Genomic DNA, 15,908 nt, shown 5'->3' with positions numbered 1-15,908 from the left:
AATTGGAGCGTCCATGATTCATCAAAAAGATGAATTAGTCTAAAGGCTGAACGTTTTCAGCTTGAAAACCTTTTTGACCTTGTACTACACTAAATTCTACGCGTTGGCCGTCACGTAAAGAACGGTGACCGTCACCAACGATTGCGCGGAAATGAACAAATACGTCATCACCACCGTTACGTTGAATAAAGCCAAAACCTTTAGTGTCGTTAAACCACTTTACTACGCCTTGTTCGCGAGCTGTCATAAGTCAATCCTCAGATGTTGAAAAAAGGACCTTCCGGTGTTGCAAACAGCAGAGCAAACAAGTGTTTAAAATATTTATAATCTTAAAGCTTGTAATCATTCTGTAAAACTATCAACAATTTCCGGTTACATCCATTTGTTATAAGATTTTTAAACCAATTTAAGTGTGTGGTAAATCTTAAAACGGTTCGAGCTTACCACGGGTTTATGACAATTAATAGAATTTTTTTCAATTATTTCCCGTATTTTTAGTCGTTTTTTTAAACAGCTTATTACAATATTTTTTATAGGTAATTGCTTGTTTCTTCTTTTATAAAATGTGCGGCATTTATAAAAAAATTTGTTAGAATAATTTTTTTAGTTGTTTTGATGATGAATGACCAACACTTCTTCTACTACAGCACCCATTGAAATTAATGCTTTGGGCCAACCCTGTCCGATGCCTTTATTAATGCTAAAACGCGAACTCAAAAAAGTATCGGGTAAACAGCTATTCTTATTAAAATCTTCTGACCCTCATAGTGAAATAGATGTAACTCGTTACTGTGGTTTACATCATTTTATGTGTCAGACAACATATATATCTGAAAGAGAATTTCACTATTTAATTGAAACTCAATGATTCTTTGATAAACTAAAAGATTAGAAATTGCATAAAATTTTACATTTCTCTACCCAATTTTCCTTAATTATGAAGCTGATTCAAATTAAGATGAATTTATTGGTTATCCCATCCGATCCTACAAGGAGAAATCATGAGTGACAGCAGCAATCAATTGATGCCCCTGTCATTGTCTGCGCCCGGTGTAAACCTTGGTGCATATATCAGTACTGTCAATCAGATTCCTATTTTAACGGCCGAGCAAGAAAAAGAACTTGCTGAACGTTATTATTATGACCAAGATCTTGATGCCGCAAAAATGCTGGTAATGTCGCATTTACGTTTCGTCGTTCACATTGCGCGCAGCTATGCAGGTTATGGCCTACCACAAGGCGACCTTATTCAAGAAGGTAATTTAGGCTTAATGAAAGCCGTGAAGCGTTTCGACCCAAATATGGGCGTGCGTCTTGTATCTTTTGCCGTCCACTGGATTAAAGCAGAAATTCACGAATACGTTATTCGTAACTGGCGTATTGTCAAAATTGCAACGACCAAAGCACAACGTAAATTATTTTTCAATTTACGTAGTTTAAAAAAATCGAGTAAAAAATTAACGCTCGAAGAAGCTCAATCGATTGCGAATGACTTAAATGTTACTGCAGAACAAGTTCTGGAGATGGAAGGTCGTTTAACCGCTTATGATGCTGCTTTCGAAGCTCAAGGCGACGACGACGATGATACTCCGCATACTGCACCGGCATTGTATCTTGAAGATAATCGCTATGATCCAGCTCGTTTAGTTGAAAATGAAGACTGGGAAGAGCAAAGTACATCTGCTTTACATGATGCAATGGATCAGTTAGATGATCGTTCGCGTAATATTTTACAACGTCGTTGGTTAGATGATGATAAATCTACTCTCCACGAGTTAGCAGCCGAATATAATGTATCAGCAGAGCGTATTCGCCAGCTTGAAAAGAATGCAATGGAAAAAATTAAAATTGCTATGTCTGCAAGCTAAAAATAAGTTTAAAAATAAAAGGGCGTTTAGCCCTTTTGTTTTATCTGGCTATGTTTAGCCAACCCAATCTATGATAACGTTGCCTTTCATTATTCATTTGCGTTTTTTGTTATGTGGATTGCCATTTCAGCCCTTAATCTTGCCTTTGCAGTCATGTTGGGTGCTTTTGGAGCACATGGTCTTAAAGCTCACGCGAGTCCTGAGCAACTTGTTTGGTGGCATACAGCAACCGACTACTTTTTCTACCATGCTTTAGGCTTACTAGCACTTGGTATTTTAAGCAAAGTCATCCTGACGTTCCCCATTAAATTGCCATTCATATTAATTCAGATTGGTATATTATTTTTCTGTGGTTCACTCTATATCATGGCACTTGGATTACCGAGAATTTTAGGGGCAATTACCCCAATTGGCGGAGCATTTATGATAGCTGGATGGCTCGTTTTGGCTTGGAATGCCCTCAAATACGCAAAATAATTGGAATGTGATCATGCAAATTTATTTAAATGGCGAATTAACGGACACGCCTTGTCAAAACCTGTTGCAACTCATTCAGGAAATGGCACTTGAAGGAAAACGCTTTGCTGTCGAGCACAATCAGCAAATCGTTTCTAAAAGCAAATTAGAGCAAATCACTATTGCTCAACATGACCGTATCGAAATTATTCACGCTGTTGGCGGCGGCTAAGTCGGAGTTATCCATGCAAGACACCCCTCTCATTATTGGTTCACGTTCTTTTCAATCTCGTTTATTGGTAGGAACTGGCAAATATAAAGACTTAAATGAAACGGATTTAGCTATTCAAGCCAGTGGTGCAGAAATCGTAACTGTCGCAATCCGCCGTGTGAATATTGGACAAAATCCAGATCAACCGAATTTACTGTCTGTCATTCCACCAGAAAAATATACAATTTTGCCAAATACCGCAGGTTGTTTTGATGCTGATAGCGCAGTTCGTACTTGTATGCTAGCGCGTGAGCTACTCGATGGTCATAACCTAGTAAAACTTGAAGTTCTAGGCGACGAAAAAACCTTATATCCAAATGTAACCGAGACTTTAAAAGCAGCTCGAACTTTGATTGATGACGGTTTTGAGATTATGGTCTATACCTCTGATGACCCGATCATTGCTCAAGAACTTGAAAGTATGGGCTGTGTTGCGATTATGCCTTTAGGTAGTCTAATTGGTTCAGGTTTAGGTATCTTAAACCCGCACACTATTTCAATTATTAAAGAAAATGCAAAAGTACCTGTTTTGGTAGATGCAGGTGTTGGTACAGCAAGTGATGCAGCTATTGCTATGGAACTTGGTTGTGATGGTGTGCTGATGAATACAGCAATTGCAGCTGCTCAAAACCCTATTTTGATGGCTTCTGCAATGAAGAAAGCTGTTGAAGCTGGACGTGAAGCATTTTTAGCAGGTCGTATGCCACGTAAACGTATGGCAAATGCAAGCTCACCAGAAACAGGTTATTTCTTTAAATAATCTATTTCTTGCAAGAACACAGCCTTTAATTACCGTTGTAACTTTAGTGCAACTTGTATAGGCATTTTACTTTTCAAAGATGAAAAGTAACAAAAATCTTTTGTTTCGCTGATATTACATCCATGTAATACAGCGAAACGGTGGCATCCATGCCACCTCACGATAGTTACCGCTTACGAAAGTTTAACTTTAGTAAGGCTAAGCCACTTGCTCATCGCGCTTAAATACCAACTCTTTTGCTGATGAATTCTCCGCATCAAAGTAGTATCCATCAGTATTAAACGCTTTGATGTCTTCCGCTTTATTTAATTGGTTTTCAATCATAAAACGAGCCATTAAACCGCGTGCTTTTTTCGCATAGAAACTAATGACTTTATATTTACCATTTTTCTGATCTAGAAAAACCGGCTTCACAATTTCAGCCTTAATTTTCTTTTCATTGACAGACTTGTAATACTCATCTGAAGCTAAGTTTACAAGTAATTCAGAATTTATTGCTGCCAAATCTTCATTAATCTGGTTTGTGATAATTTCACCCCAGAACTCATATAAATTATGACCACGCGTATTTTTTAATTTAGTGCCCATCTCAAGACGATAAGGCATCATTAAATCTAAAGGACGTAATAAACCATATAGACCAGAGAGCATACGCAAATGCTGCTGTGCAAAATCAATATCTTTATCTTTTAAATGGTACGCATCTAAACCCGTATATACGTCACCTTTAAATGCATAAATTGCCTGACGAGCATTTGAAAAATCAAATTCGGGCTTCCAATCTCTAAATCGGTCTGCATTCAATGTGGCAATTTTTTCACTAACACTCATTAAACTCGCAATTTCCGAAGCAGAAAGTTTACGGCTAACATCAATTAATTGTGCTGAGTGTTCTAACAAGCGAGGCTGAGTAAACTCATCTGTAGGTAACGGTGTTTCATAATCCAAAGTTTTTGCAGGAGAAATTAAAGCAAGCATACATAACCTGAAAAAATTATTCTTAATACCAACTATAACAGTAGATATTTTTTAATGCTAACTCGTGTTTTCAATGACGACTATCGGTAAAATAGCATCACGTATTGTTATTTAGCGGTTCTTATATGTCTGAGCAAACTTTCATCCAGGGTCCAGTAGGTAAAATTGAACTTTTCGTTGACCGCCCTGAAGGTGAAATCAAAGGCTTTGCGGTTGTTTGTCATCCGCACCCATTGCAAGGTGGAACCCCTCAACATAAAGTCCCTGCCCTTTTAACCCAAATCTTTAATGAATATGGTTGCATTGTTTACCGCCCGAGTTTCCGTGGCCTAGGTGGCAGTGAAGGCGTTCATGATGAAGGCCATGGTGAAACTGAAGATATCTTAGCTGTCATTGAACATGTTCGTAAGCTTCATGAAGGCTTGCCATTTTATGCAGGTGGTTTCAGCTTCGGCTCACATGTTCTGGCAAAATGCTTTGCCCAGCTTAATCCTGAATCACGACCTATACAGTTAATTTTATGTGGTTTACCAACGGCTACTGTAGTAGGCTTGCGTCACTATAAAACTCCTGAAATTCAAGGTGATATTCTACTCATTCATGGTGAGCAAGATGACATTACCTTACTTTCAGATGCAATTGCATGGGCAAAACCACAAAAGCATCCAATTACGATTTTACCGGGCGCTAACCACTTCTTTACAGGATATTTAAAACAGCTTCGTCAAATCATTACACGCTTTATTATCATGAAATAAAGTATATTTGATGGACATAGATTGAGTCTATGTCCATCATTTCATAAGTGCTGTAACTGCTAAAAATTATTCCAACTTAATCCAAAACGGGCTAAATATTTTTTCACTCGGTCGCTATCGTTCGTTGTATTACGTTGTTGACGAGATACTGAAAAGAGCTGTCTTCCCGCCTCTGCCATTGATTTTGAATTTTCACAGACTTTGAGCACACCTCGTAATTGAATCTTATCAAATTCATCTATTTGTTCTAGCTGTTCAGGACTCAAATAGTTCAAAAGAATATCTTCATCTTTATCATTGTAAGATTCATCCTGAGTAAGCCAAAGTTGCTTTAGGCGTTGAATTTCTTTTTCTACAGCTTCACGACGAATTAATTCACCGTGAGATAAAGTTGCTAAACGAGTTACGCTCGCTGCTAAATCTCTAAAATTTCCTTGCCATGATGCATCTACTGATTTAGCAAACTTTAAATATGTTTCTAAAGCATCACGTTGAAAACGTAATTGTCTTTGATGAATTGCAGCAAAACGCTGTAGCTCAAAATCAATATTGGGTGCAATATCTTCTACACGGTCTTTTAAATTTGGTAAGAAGAACGTCCACGTATTCAAACGAGCCCATAAATCTTCACGAAAACGGCCAGCTTGAACCTCATTACGCAAATCACGGTTAGTACCAGCTATTAGTTGAAAATCGGCCTGAATTTCCTTATCACTCCCAACAGGAAAAAAGCTTTTATCCTCTAGTGCTTTTAGCAGCATTGCTTGTTCATCAAGTCCCAATTCACCGATTTCATCTAAAAATAAAATGCCTTGGTCAGCACTTTTTAATAAACCAGCACGAGATGCGGCTGCTCCTGTAAATGCACCTTTTATGTGACCAAATAAGGTCGACATAGCACTATCACCACGTAAGGTTGCACAGTTAACATCGATAAAACGACCGCTTAATTGAAATTTATCTTTCTTTAATTGAAAAATCTGCTTTGCCAAATGAGACTTACCAACACCTGTTGCACCCATAATCAAAATAGGCGCACTAGAGCGAGTTGCAACTAACTCAACTTCCTCAATAAGCTGATTAAACACTTTATTATGAGTAGAAATATTTGCTTTAAGTTGTTGCCAATTTTGCTTTTGCTCATCATCGAAGCGCTGTTTTAAAACATCGTATCGAGACAAATCCAGATCAATAATTCTATATTCACCTTCTGGGGTCTTTGGTTGATTAGGTGAGCTTTGGATAAGCTGAGCAGGTAAATAATGTGCATCTACCAATAAGTACCAACAAATTTGGGCAACATGTGTTCCCGTTGTGATATGCAATAAATAGTTATTTTTTTCGACATCAAACGGATAGGTTTTTACAAAATCATAAAGTGCCCCATAAACTTCAGCAAAATCCCAAGGGTCTCTAATACTCACCTTGTGTCCAGAAACCTGAGTTTGTGGAGAAATTTCTTTTGCGTCTGCTGCTATAGATTTAACTAAATTATGATGTTGTCGATCATGTAAAAGCACCAATTCATCTACAAGCAAATCTTCATGCATTAACAAGCTAATCGTAGGACGCCAACGTTGCCATCGATCTGGCTTTCTTCCCTGATCAAGTGTAGAACCGACAAAGCCAATAACGACTGTTTTCTTTGCATCCGCCATAATTTCTATAAAATTTTATAAGTGTCTATAATATACAATACGCATTTGACCAAAAAATTCCAAGAATATGCTTCATTTTACTTTTTTAGGCACATCTTCCGGTGTACCGACCTTAACACGTAATGTTTCAGGATTAGCAGTTCGTAACAGCAAAAATAAGGACTGGATTTTAATTGATGCCGGCGAAGGTACACAGCACCGCGTTCAACAAGCCAGACTTTCATTACAAAACCTAGTTGCCATTTGTATTACACACGTTCACGGCGACCATTGTTATGGTTTAGTTGGTTTATTGGCAAGTGCAGGCATGAATGCCCGTAGCAAACCATTAATCGTGATTGCACCGAAAGAAATTCAGCAATGGTTTGAAATCACTGCCCAGCTTACTGACTTACACTTACCTTACTCACTGCAATTTATTGATGTAAATGAAGCAATGCAGCCACAACAAATCACTGATGAATTCATTGTTCAAGCACACCCACTAAGCCATCGTGTTCCAAGTTTTGCTTTTAGCATTTACATCAAATCGATTCAGAAGAAGTTAGATACCCAAGCTCTAACTCAGCTTGGCGTGCCTCAAGGCGATATGTGGGGTCATTTAAAACGAGGATACGATGTTGACTTTGAGGGGCAAACTTTAAAAGCTCAAGACTTTATCAAAGTTCAAAATCAACAAATTCATGCAATTATAGGTGGTGATAATGACCAACCTGAACTATTAGTTGATGCTTGCAAAGATGCTCAACTCCTTATTCACGAATCGACTTACTTGCAAACGGTTTTAGATAAAGTCGGCAAAGGTCCAATGCATAGCTCAGCAAAAATGGTGGCTGAATTTGCAGAACAGCAATCTTTAAGTAATTTAATTCTGACGCACTTTAGCCCCCGACATCAAGATAGAGCTGGACAGCAAGCTATTACTGAAGAAGTTCGCCAGTTTTATAAAGGTCATTTTTATTTAGCCAATGATTTTGATGAATTTGCTTTAAATGAAGCTGGGCAGCTTTTAAAAGTCGATAAAAATCATAAACCCCATTAAGTCAATATATCCAAAAATATATTTAAATATATTTTTGGATATATTTTTAATATTAAAAACTGCCAATAAAATTCATCCCATATAAAATAAAATCATTTTTATTTATTATTTTCAATAATTTATAATTAAATTAAATGTTTTTAAAAAAAGTTGGCACACTCAGTGCAATAGTACAAAGCACACAACATCATTGGGATCTTGTGAATAACACCTGCCTGCAAACGCTTGGCAGGCAGGCTTTGAAAGGAAAAGAAAATGTCTGTCATTGAAGAAATTAACCAACAAGCTCAATTTGAACAAAAGCAGCAAGAACGTTCTTATCAAGTTCTGCAAAATGAAAAAAGTATGCCAGTCAAAATGTGGACTAAAGGTGTGCTTGTTGATGACAACTCAAAACAACAATTACTACAAACAGCTCAAATGCCTTTTATTTATAAATGGATGGCTGTAATGCCAGATGTACACTTCGGTTTAGGAGCAACTATTGGTAGCGTGATCCCAACTAAAGGGGCAATTATTCCTGCTGCTGTGGGTGTAGATATTGGTTGCGGAATGATGGCAACTCGTACAAGCTTAACTGCTTCAGATTTACCAGATAACTTACATGCTCTACGTACTGAACTTGAACGATTAATTCCACATGGAATGACTAAGCGCGGACGTGATCGTGGTTCATGGGAAACTCCACCAGAAATGGTAGATCAAGCTTGGGCTGATCTGGTTGCAGATTTTGAATACATTTGTGCAAAACATCCACGCTTAAAAAACACCAATAACCGCAAACATTTGGGGACTTTAGGTACTGGAAACCACTTTGTCGAAATCTGTTTAGATGAGCATGATCATGTTTGGATTATGTTGCACTCAGGTTCTCGTGGTGTAGGAAATGCTATCGGTAATCATTTTATCGAACTTGCCCGTAAAGACATGCAGAAGCATTTCATTAATTTGCCAAATAAAGATTTAGCATACCTAGTAGAAGGAACTGAACACTTTGATGATTACTGGTTTGCTGTAGGTTGGGCTCAACGCTTTGCAATGAAGAACCGAGAAATCATGATGCAATCTGCGATTAAAGCCTTGGCGACTATTGTACCAAAGCCTTTTCAGGCACGTTTGGAAGCAGTGAACTGTCACCATAACTATGTGGAAAAGGAAGAACACTACGGTGAAGAAGTGATGGTCACTCGTAAAGGTGCAGTCCGTGCGCGCTTTGGTGAATATGGAATTATTCCAGGTTCAATGGGTGCGAAGTCGTTTATTGTCCGTGGGCTTGGAAATCAGGAATCTTTCTGTTCATGTTCGCATGGTGCAGGCCGTGTTATGAGCCGTACTGAAGCAAAACGACGTTTTACTGTGGAAGATCAGATTGCACAAACTGAAGGTGTGGAATGCCGTAAAGATGCTGCTGTTATTGATGAAATTCCTTCGGCATATAAACCGATTGAAGATGTAATGAAAGCACAAAGCGATTTGGTTGAAGTAGTGTATACCTTACGACAAGTGGTGTGTGTTAAAGGGTGATTATGGAAAAAGATAGTTTAGATATTCGAAGCTATAGAATCAGGGCAAATGAAGAAAAGCATCTGTTTCTGCCTAGATATCCCTATTCCATCATCTTGGTTGTGGAAACCGATCAAATTCTGCCTAAATGGCGTAATTAGATCTGTGAGCAGATTGTCTATTCAAAACACTGTATTCAAGCAATGGTTACAGGGTATGAGTGTTCTATTTGGCATGATGTCCTAGATGAAACATATCTAGTTTTTTACAACTATCAACCACCAGCCGATCATTGCTTTATGACAACTTGGCATGAAGATGAAACTTTAGAAGACATTACTGAATGTGCAAAAACTACGATGCAATTAGAAGATATTTCAAACTTAGTGATTGTACATATTGAATAAAAGGTAAATAAAATGAAACTCGCAGAAGCACTTTTACTTCGAAGCGATCAACAAAAAAAGCTTGCTTCGTTAAAACAACGAATTAATGCCAATGTATTGGTACAAGATGGTGATGAACCGAGTGAAGATCCAAATGAACTGATCAAACAGATATTTGCTTTAACTCAGGAAAGCAATCAATTGATTTGTCGTATTCATTTGACCAATGCACAAGCAAAACTGGAAGATGGCAAAGTATTGTTGTCTCTATTAAGCTTGCGCGATAGTTATGCTGAACAGCATAAGATTTTAATAGATGCGATTGCCAATACACATCACGAACCTGATCGTTATAGCTCACGTGAAATTAAGTGGAAGAAAGTCATTCCTGTTTCTAGCTTACAAAAGCAGGCAGATGATATCAGTGCGAAACTCCGTGATTTAAACATCAAAATTCAGGCTGCTAATTGGCAAATTGATCTAATCGATTAAACAATAGATTTTGTGAAATCTGTTTCACAATCAAAGTTTGGACATACTGGGCGAGTACAAGATCCTGCGTTACTCCGATCTGAGGGATTGAAAATAATTCAGGCGGCTATGGCAGCATGTGAGCCGTGCATCGATATTCACTTATCAGGCTCAGCACTATGCACCTAGCAAACCTTTGTCGAAAGCAAAGTCACGCGTTACTTCGCATTACCATGTACTGACATGTATGTTCATTAAATTAGAAAATAAGGAAAATAGAAGTGAATACAGTTTTGGCAAATATGCCAAAAGCCATTCAAATTGATGGATCACAAGGTGAAGGTGGTGGACAGATTTTAAGAACTGCCCTTGCGCTTTCAATGATTACAGGCCAACCGTTTGAATTAATTAATATACGTGCAGGACGTAAAAAACCAGGGCTAATGCGTCAACATTTAGTTTGTGTACAGGCATCTCAACAAATTAGCCAAGCTTATGTGGAAAGCGCTGAATTACATAGCCAGCGTTTATATTTCGCACCTCAGCATGTTCAAAGTGGTAAATATCAATTTCAAATTGGTTCAGCGGGTAGTACAACACTAGTTTTACAAACGCTTCTACCTGTTTTGTTATTACAAAATGAAGCTAGCGAACTCACCATTTCAGGCGGTACACATAACCCACTTGCACCAACAGCAGATTTTATTAAACACTGCTTTTTACCTGCTCTAGCGAAGATTGGAATTAACGTCGATTTTAGATTAAATAAAGCTGGCTTTTTTCCAATTGGTGCTGGTGAAATTCAGATTACTGTTCAGCCATGGCAAGATCGAAACAGCTTAAATTTATTAGATCGTGGTGCTTTGCAAGGCAATGAAGCTTTTGCAGCTGTATTAAATCTTTCAGAAGAAGCACAGATAGCACAACGTGAATTAACCACATTAAGTAAAAAACTAAACTTAAGCTCTCAGCAGCAATTTCATTTAAATGGAATTAGCCAAGGCAATACAATGTATGTGAAAGTTGCTCATCAATATCACACTCAACTTTTTACAGCTTTAGGTGAAAGGAGCAAAAGTGCAGAGCAAATAGCTGATCATTTAGCAAAAGATGTAAAGCTATATTTATCTTCGCAGGCTGTTGTAGATGAATATTTGGCAGACCAGTTACTGCTACCTTTGACATTAGGTCAAGGGGGTGAATTCACCGCACAATGTATTAGCGAACACACTCGTACTCAAGCGGCCATGATTGAAAAATTTATTGATTGTGAAATCGAGTTTGTTGAGTTAAATCCAAAGCATTTTCATGTAAAGGTTAAAGTTTAAGAAGCTCATACCTGAGCTTCTTATCTCTTAAAAAATTACTCTACAGATGCCAAAGCTGTCACCAACAGCTTCCAGCATTTCTCTACAGTCTCTACTCTGACTCGCTCGCCTGGTGCATGCGCCCCCTGAATATCTGGACCAAACGAAACCATCTGTAAATGTGGATAATGCTCGGCAATAATTCCACACTCCAAGCCTGCATGAATCACTTTAAGATTTGGTTCAATGTTAAATGCCTTTTGATAGGCCTGCTGTAAGCACTTTAAAGCAGCCGAGTCAGGATTTGGTGTCCAACCCGAAACCAATGGTGTGAGTGCTGAGGCTATATTAAATTGACTAAAATGTGCCTGAATTTTTTCTGCAAAGTCTTGAGCCTCTTGGTTCACCATTGAGCGGACCATTAAAACAGCTTTTCCGCCCTCTCGATTTAGTTTTACGACCCCAATATTATTTGAAGTTTCAACTACGTCTGGTAAAGCTTGACTCATACTTGCAACGCCATAAGGGCTTGTTGCTAAAGCTTGTAACCACTCGTTTTGCTGTTGTTGAGCAATCACTTCGGTCACTTCAACGCTAGTAGGTTGAATAGTTAATCGCAGGTTGTCATCAATACCCTGCAGTTGGTTTTTCCATACTGCTTGATATTCAGCGAGTAATTTTTCTAATTCGGGTAATTGGTTAGACGAAATTGCAATAGTCGCTACAGCTTCTCTCGGTAAAGCATTACGCGCCGTGCCACCTGTAAACTCAACAAGATGTCCACCAAGCTTTGCTAAATACTCATTTAGAAAGCGAGCTAAAATAACGTTGGCATTGCCACGTCCTAAATGAATATCTACGCCAGAGTGACCACCTTTAAGACCGACAACCTGAATATTTACAACCGTCAAGTTTTCAGGAATTGGTTCATAAATAAGTGGCTGTTCTACTTCAACATCAATACTGCCAGCACATCCGAGATATAACTCACCCCACTCTTCTGTATCAATATTAAATAGCCATTTCCCTTTTAGTACACCTGCCTGTAAAAGCCGTGCACCACTCATGCCTGCTTCTTCATCAACTGTCAAAAGAACTTCAATTGGTCCATGAGCAATATCATTTGAATCTAATACTGCCAAAGCTAAGGCTACCCCAATGCCATTATCAGCACCTAAAGTAGTATCTTTAGCAATCAACCAGCCATCTTCAAGAACTGGGCGAATAGGGTCCTTAAAAAAGTCGTGTACTGTGCCAGTGTTGGCTTGTGTGACCATATCTAAATGGCCTTGCAGAATAACGCCAGACACATGTTCTTTACCCACAGTCGCATTCTTACGGATAATTAAATTACCGACTTCATCTATGTAAGTTTCTAAATTTCGACTTTCAGCCCAGTTTTGTAAAAACTCACGAAGCTGCTGTTCATGCTTTGAAGGACGAGGAATAGTGCAAAGTGTTTGAAAATGCTGCCAAACGACTTGAGGAGATAACGCTGCAATATTGACTTGTGTCATGAAAACCATACTCTAATTATGTAAATATCGTAATAATTTCAATATACACAATGCATTAAAGATAGGTAGGAATTTCGGGAAAGATTTTGTATTTTTATCTTTAATCTAAAGAGATAGTACGACTTTTTAAAAAGCCGTACTTCATAAATAAGTCTTAACAGTCGTATGCTTAGTTTTTCCATTCAAATGCTGAAAAGCTATGATCAGCTTTCAAACTATTTTCAACGGCCTGCGCAAGCTGACGAATAATGCTTTGTGTTTCGATTTTCTCAAACCAGTCTTGTTCTTCATCAGGATTGGCAGAAATTTCACACATCAAATGCCCTTCATGGTCTGTTTTCTGGCAAGTAATAGACAAAGGTAAAAGATGATTATCAATACTGACTTCTACCTTTTCATGCTCATGCACAATGTGCTGTGCATCAAAGCCATAATGCCCCAATTGTTTAAACAGTAAAGCCGCTACATATTCTTGAGTGATATGGCATTCATTTGGTGGATGATCAAGCACCCCATGTTGTGGGCAACTGGCAATAAATTGTAATTTTTTCATCCTTTGTCCTAACACTTTTATCATTATCTGCGCTTAGCATAAGCAATAAACAAACAGCAGCCAAGCCTTTAGCCCGCTGCTGCCGTTGCTATTGTGTTAGCAATTATAAAATGTGTCAGGTCAAAAGTTATTGGCTAACTTCGATTGTTAAGCCTGCACGATTCGCCAACTCAGTGAAAGTTGGGAAGCTTGTCGCCACAGTTTCAGTACCCTGAATGGTAATCGGACCAGAATTACGAAGACCTGCCATACTAAAACTCATGGCAATACGGTGGTCATGATGTGATTCAATTTCACCACCAGCAAAGATTGGTGACCAATCACCTGACTTACCCTTACCTTCGATAATGATTCCATCATCAGTTGGCGTGCAGTCAATACCCATGATTTTTAAGCCATCTGCCATAACCTGAATACGGTCAGATTCTTTCACACGAAGTTCTGCCGCACCAGTTAGTACCGTTTGGCCTTCGGCACAAGCTGCTGCAATAAATAAAGCTGGGAATTCATCAATTGCTAAAGGTACTTGGTCTTCTGGTATATGAATGCCTTTAAGCGTGCGTGAACCTTTAATATGAATATCAGCAATAGGTTCGCCACCAGCAATACGTTCATTTTCAACAGTTAGATCAGCACCCATCTGTTTTAAAATTTCAATTACGCCAGTACGTGTTGGGTTAATACCTACAGCTTCCAGAACAACATCGGAACCCTCAGTAATTGCAGCACCCACCATAAAGAAAGCAGCAGATGAAATATCTGATGGTACTTGAATGTCAGTACCTACTAATTTTCCGCCACCAACAAGAGAAATTTTGTTGCCTTCGGTTTTAACATCATAACCAAATGCGCGAAGCATGCGCTCTGTATGGTCACGAGTTGGCTCTGGTTCTGTAACAGAGATTTCACCTTCAGCCCATAGGCCCGCAAGTAAAATACCAGACTTCACTTGAGCAGATGCCATAGGTAAATCGTATTGAATCGCTTTTAACTGTTGACCACCAGTAATGCTTACAGGTGGTGTACCTTTCTCACCCGTAGTCTGAATTTGTGCACCCATTAAACGTAATGGCTTAGCAATACGCTCCATTGGACGCTTAGAAAGTGATGCATCACCGGTCATCACTGAATCAAACTTTTGCGCTGATAGCATACCTGAAAGCAAACGCATGCTTGTACCAGAGTTACCCATATACAATGCACTTGCAGGTGCTTTTAAACCATGCATGCCTACGCCATGAATGGTCACTTCCCCATTCTTTGGGCCTTCAATGCTTACGCCCATGTCACGAAAAGCTTGCAAAGTTGCTAAAGCATCTTCACCTTCGAGGAAGCCTGTTACATGCGTAGTGCCTTCGGCAATAGCACCAAACATAATGGAGCGATGTGACACAGATTTGTCACCCGGTACGGTAAATTTACCTTTAAAAGCCTTATTTCCCGGTAAGATACTGAATTGCTGTGTCACCTTATTTTTCTCCATTAAAGGTTTTTTGGCTAACATATGATTGAAATGCTGACGTGCTGCCTGAGCATGGCCGAGTAAACCCATTAATGCATGAGAATCTTCGTTTTCAATCAATTTTCTAAGTACGGTAAGTTGCTTTTCGAAGCCATCTACAGCATTTAATATTGCTGTTTTATTGGCAAAGAAAATATCATGCCACATTTGAGGATCACTAGCCGCAATCCTTGAAAAGTCACGGAAACCACCTGCTGCATAACGGAAAATATCAAGATTATCTTCACGATTTGCAAGTTGCTCGACCAAATTAAATGCCATTAAATGTGGTAGATGGCTCGTATGTGCCAGCACTTCATCATGCTTAGCAACATCCATACAAATGACTTCAGCTTTAGCAGCTGACCAAAGTTGAATCAGTTTATCAACAGCCCATTCTGCACTTGTCGGTAACGGCGTTAAAATTACTTTGTGATTTGCAAATAGGTCAACCTTACCTGCATGAACACCCGTGTGTTCACTACCTGCAATAGGGTGTCCCGGTACAAAACCTGCTGGTAAATTTTCACCAAATACAGCTTTTGCTGCATCAACGACATTACCTTTTGTACTTCCCACATCAGTTACAATCGTGGTTTCTGACAAATAAGGTTTAATTTGCTCAAGCACTTTTTGTGTAGCACGTACGGGCAAGGCTAAAACAACTAAATCTGCCCCTTTCACGGCTTCAACAGGATCAGAAAATCCTTCTTGTATTAAGCCAAGTGATTTTGCATCTTCTAAAGTTTTCTGTGAGCGTGTAGATGCAACAACAGTTGTGGCCAACTTTTCTGCAACAATAACACGAGCTAAACTCGACCCGATGAGTCCTAAACCAATAAATGCAACTTTTTTAAATAGGGGTTGTGACATAACTTC

16 protein-coding genes and 1 pseudogene are annotated in these 15,908 nt (G+C 38.7%); 11 read left to right on the top strand and 6 right to left on the bottom strand.

All coding sequences use genetic code 11. The annotated features are described in order from the left end of the window. Positions 1-34 precede the first annotated feature (34 nt). Positions 35-247: a cold-shock protein gene (locus MJX77_RS11600; protein ID WP_000126912.1), complete on the bottom strand. Its 213-nt coding sequence runs from the start codon at positions 245-247 to the stop codon at positions 35-37. Between the two features lie 375 nt (positions 248-622). Between MJX77_RS11600 and MJX77_RS11590 the strand changes: the two genes are divergently transcribed. The 5 genes from MJX77_RS11590 to MJX77_RS11570 all read left to right on the top strand — a co-directional run bounded on the left by MJX77_RS11590 (position 623) and on the right by MJX77_RS11570 (position 3,355). Continuing rightward, entirely contained in the window at positions 623-868 is a 246-nt protein-coding gene (locus MJX77_RS11590) for a sulfurtransferase TusA family protein (RefSeq protein WP_336624778.1), read from the top strand. 133 nt (positions 869-1,001) lie between these two features. Continuing rightward, entirely contained in the window at positions 1,002-1,868 is an 867-nt protein-coding gene (gene rpoH, locus MJX77_RS11585) for an RNA polymerase sigma factor RpoH (RefSeq protein WP_004791254.1), read from the top strand. 111 nt (positions 1,869-1,979) lie between these two features. Next, positions 1,980-2,345: a DUF423 domain-containing protein gene (locus MJX77_RS11580; protein WP_004643452.1), complete on the top strand. Its 366-nt coding sequence runs from the start codon at positions 1,980-1,982 to the stop codon at positions 2,343-2,345. A 13-nt stretch (positions 2,346-2,358) separates the two neighbouring features. Further along, positions 2,359-2,556: a sulfur carrier protein ThiS gene (gene thiS / locus MJX77_RS11575; RefSeq protein WP_004791249.1), complete on the top strand. Its 198-nt coding sequence runs from the start codon at positions 2,359-2,361 to the stop codon at positions 2,554-2,556. A 13-nt stretch (positions 2,557-2,569) separates the two neighbouring features. After that, the gene (locus MJX77_RS11570; protein WP_001154366.1) at positions 2,570-3,355 is read left to right on the top strand and encodes a thiazole synthase; all 786 of its coding nucleotides are present in this window, start codon (positions 2,570-2,572) and stop codon (positions 3,353-3,355) included. A 198-nt stretch (positions 3,356-3,553) separates the two neighbouring features. On the opposite strand, the gene yaaA is transcribed toward MJX77_RS11570, so the two are convergent. Then, positions 3,554-4,333 carry a peroxide stress protein YaaA gene (gene yaaA, locus MJX77_RS11565; protein WP_252059121.1) on the bottom strand — a complete coding sequence of 260 codons (780 nt, stop codon included), beginning with the start codon at positions 4,331-4,333 and terminating at the stop codon, positions 3,554-3,556. A gap of 125 nt (positions 4,334-4,458) precedes the next feature. Here yaaA and MJX77_RS11560 point away from each other — a divergent pair, with 125 nt between their 5' ends. Beyond that, entirely contained in the window at positions 4,459-5,091 is a 633-nt protein-coding gene (locus tag MJX77_RS11560; RefSeq protein WP_174742979.1) for an alpha/beta hydrolase, read from the top strand. A gap of 59 nt (positions 5,092-5,150) precedes the next feature. Here MJX77_RS11560 and rtcR read toward each other — a convergent pair whose 3' ends face one another. Next, entirely contained in the window at positions 5,151-6,749 is a 1,599-nt protein-coding gene (gene rtcR / locus MJX77_RS11555; protein ID WP_252059120.1) for an RNA repair transcriptional activator RtcR, read from the bottom strand. 67 nt (positions 6,750-6,816) lie between these two features. Here rtcR and MJX77_RS11550 point away from each other — a divergent pair, with 67 nt between their 5' ends. The 5 genes and pseudogenes from MJX77_RS11550 to rtcA all read left to right on the top strand — a co-directional run bounded on the left by MJX77_RS11550 (position 6,817) and on the right by rtcA (position 11,479). After that, positions 6,817-7,791 (top strand): ribonuclease Z, encoded by a 975-nt coding sequence (locus MJX77_RS11550; RefSeq protein WP_252059119.1) that lies wholly within the window; start codon positions 6,817-6,819, stop codon positions 7,789-7,791. A gap of 255 nt (positions 7,792-8,046) precedes the next feature. Beyond that, positions 8,047-9,315, top strand: coding sequence for an RtcB family protein (locus MJX77_RS11545; protein ID WP_252059118.1), 1,269 nt, complete (start codon positions 8,047-8,049; stop codon positions 9,313-9,315). Positions 9,316-9,317: 2 nt separating this feature from the next. After that, positions 9,318-9,701, top strand: a pseudogene (locus MJX77_RS11540) (DUF7684 family protein). Positions 9,702-9,713: 12 nt separating this feature from the next. Beyond that, the gene (locus tag MJX77_RS11535) at positions 9,714-10,172 is read left to right on the top strand and encodes a DIP1984 family protein (protein ID WP_252059117.1); all 459 of its coding nucleotides are present in this window, start codon (positions 9,714-9,716) and stop codon (positions 10,170-10,172) included. A 260-nt stretch (positions 10,173-10,432) separates the two neighbouring features. Further along, entirely contained in the window at positions 10,433-11,479 is a 1,047-nt protein-coding gene (rtcA, locus tag MJX77_RS11530; protein WP_252059116.1) for an RNA 3'-terminal phosphate cyclase, read from the top strand. A gap of 35 nt (positions 11,480-11,514) precedes the next feature. On the opposite strand, the gene MJX77_RS11525 is transcribed toward rtcA, so the two are convergent. The 3 genes from MJX77_RS11525 to MJX77_RS11515 form a co-directional block, all read right to left on the bottom strand. Beyond that, on the bottom strand, positions 11,515-12,975 hold the full coding sequence (locus tag MJX77_RS11525) for an aminoacyl-histidine dipeptidase (protein ID WP_252059114.1): 1,461 nt from the start codon (positions 12,973-12,975) through the stop codon (positions 11,515-11,517). 169 nt (positions 12,976-13,144) lie between these two features. Then, positions 13,145-13,528, bottom strand: a complete 384-nt coding sequence (locus MJX77_RS11520; protein WP_005068294.1) for a hypothetical protein — start codon at positions 13,526-13,528, stop codon at positions 13,145-13,147. Between the two features lie 127 nt (positions 13,529-13,655). After that, on the bottom strand, positions 13,656-15,902 hold the full coding sequence (locus MJX77_RS11515; protein ID WP_252059112.1) for a bifunctional prephenate dehydrogenase/3-phosphoshikimate 1-carboxyvinyltransferase: 2,247 nt from the start codon (positions 15,900-15,902) through the stop codon (positions 13,656-13,658). Positions 15,903-15,908 lie beyond the last annotated feature (6 nt).

Origin of the sequence: Acinetobacter sp. AHP123 (assembly GCF_023757925.1) — a bacterium.
In the GTDB taxonomy this organism is placed as follows: domain Bacteria; phylum Pseudomonadota; class Gammaproteobacteria; order Pseudomonadales; family Moraxellaceae; genus Acinetobacter; species Acinetobacter oleivorans.
The sequence above is the reverse complement of the archived record's forward strand: the minus strand, read 5'-3'. Positions and strand labels throughout refer to the sequence as shown.

Coding starts and splice junctions, on each gene's coding strand:
- MJX77_RS11580 (WP_004643452.1), top strand. CDS start 1,980: ATGTGGATTGCCATTTCAGCCCTTAATCTTGCCTTTGCAGTCATGTTG.
- yaaA (WP_252059121.1), bottom strand. CDS start 4,333: ATGCTTGCTTTAATTTCTCCTGCAAAAACTTTGGATTATGAAACACCG.
- thiS (WP_004791249.1), top strand. CDS start 2,359: ATGCAAATTTATTTAAATGGCGAATTAACGGACACGCCTTGTCAAAAC.
- MJX77_RS11570 (WP_001154366.1), top strand. CDS start 2,570: ATGCAAGACACCCCTCTCATTATTGGTTCACGTTCTTTTCAATCTCGT.
- rpoH (WP_004791254.1), top strand. CDS start 1,002: ATGAGTGACAGCAGCAATCAATTGATGCCCCTGTCATTGTCTGCGCCC.
- rtcR (WP_252059120.1), bottom strand. CDS start 6,749: ATGGCGGATGCAAAGAAAACAGTCGTTATTGGCTTTGTCGGTTCTACA.
- MJX77_RS11535 (WP_252059117.1), top strand. CDS start 9,714: ATGAAACTCGCAGAAGCACTTTTACTTCGAAGCGATCAACAAAAAAAG.
- MJX77_RS11545 (WP_252059118.1), top strand. CDS start 8,047: ATGTCTGTCATTGAAGAAATTAACCAACAAGCTCAATTTGAACAAAAG.
- MJX77_RS11550 (WP_252059119.1), top strand. CDS start 6,817: ATGCTTCATTTTACTTTTTTAGGCACATCTTCCGGTGTACCGACCTTA.
- MJX77_RS11590 (WP_336624778.1), top strand. CDS start 623: ATGACCAACACTTCTTCTACTACAGCACCCATTGAAATTAATGCTTTG.
- MJX77_RS11600 (WP_000126912.1), bottom strand. CDS start 247: ATGACAGCTCGCGAACAAGGCGTAGTAAAGTGGTTTAACGACACTAAA.
- MJX77_RS11525 (WP_252059114.1), bottom strand. CDS start 12,975: ATGACACAAGTCAATATTGCAGCGTTATCTCCTCAAGTCGTTTGGCAG.
- MJX77_RS11520 (WP_005068294.1), bottom strand. CDS start 13,528: ATGAAAAAATTACAATTTATTGCCAGTTGCCCACAACATGGGGTGCTT.
- MJX77_RS11515 (WP_252059112.1), bottom strand. CDS start 15,902: ATGTCACAACCCCTATTTAAAAAAGTTGCATTTATTGGTTTAGGACTC.
- MJX77_RS11560 (WP_174742979.1), top strand. CDS start 4,459: ATGTCTGAGCAAACTTTCATCCAGGGTCCAGTAGGTAAAATTGAACTT.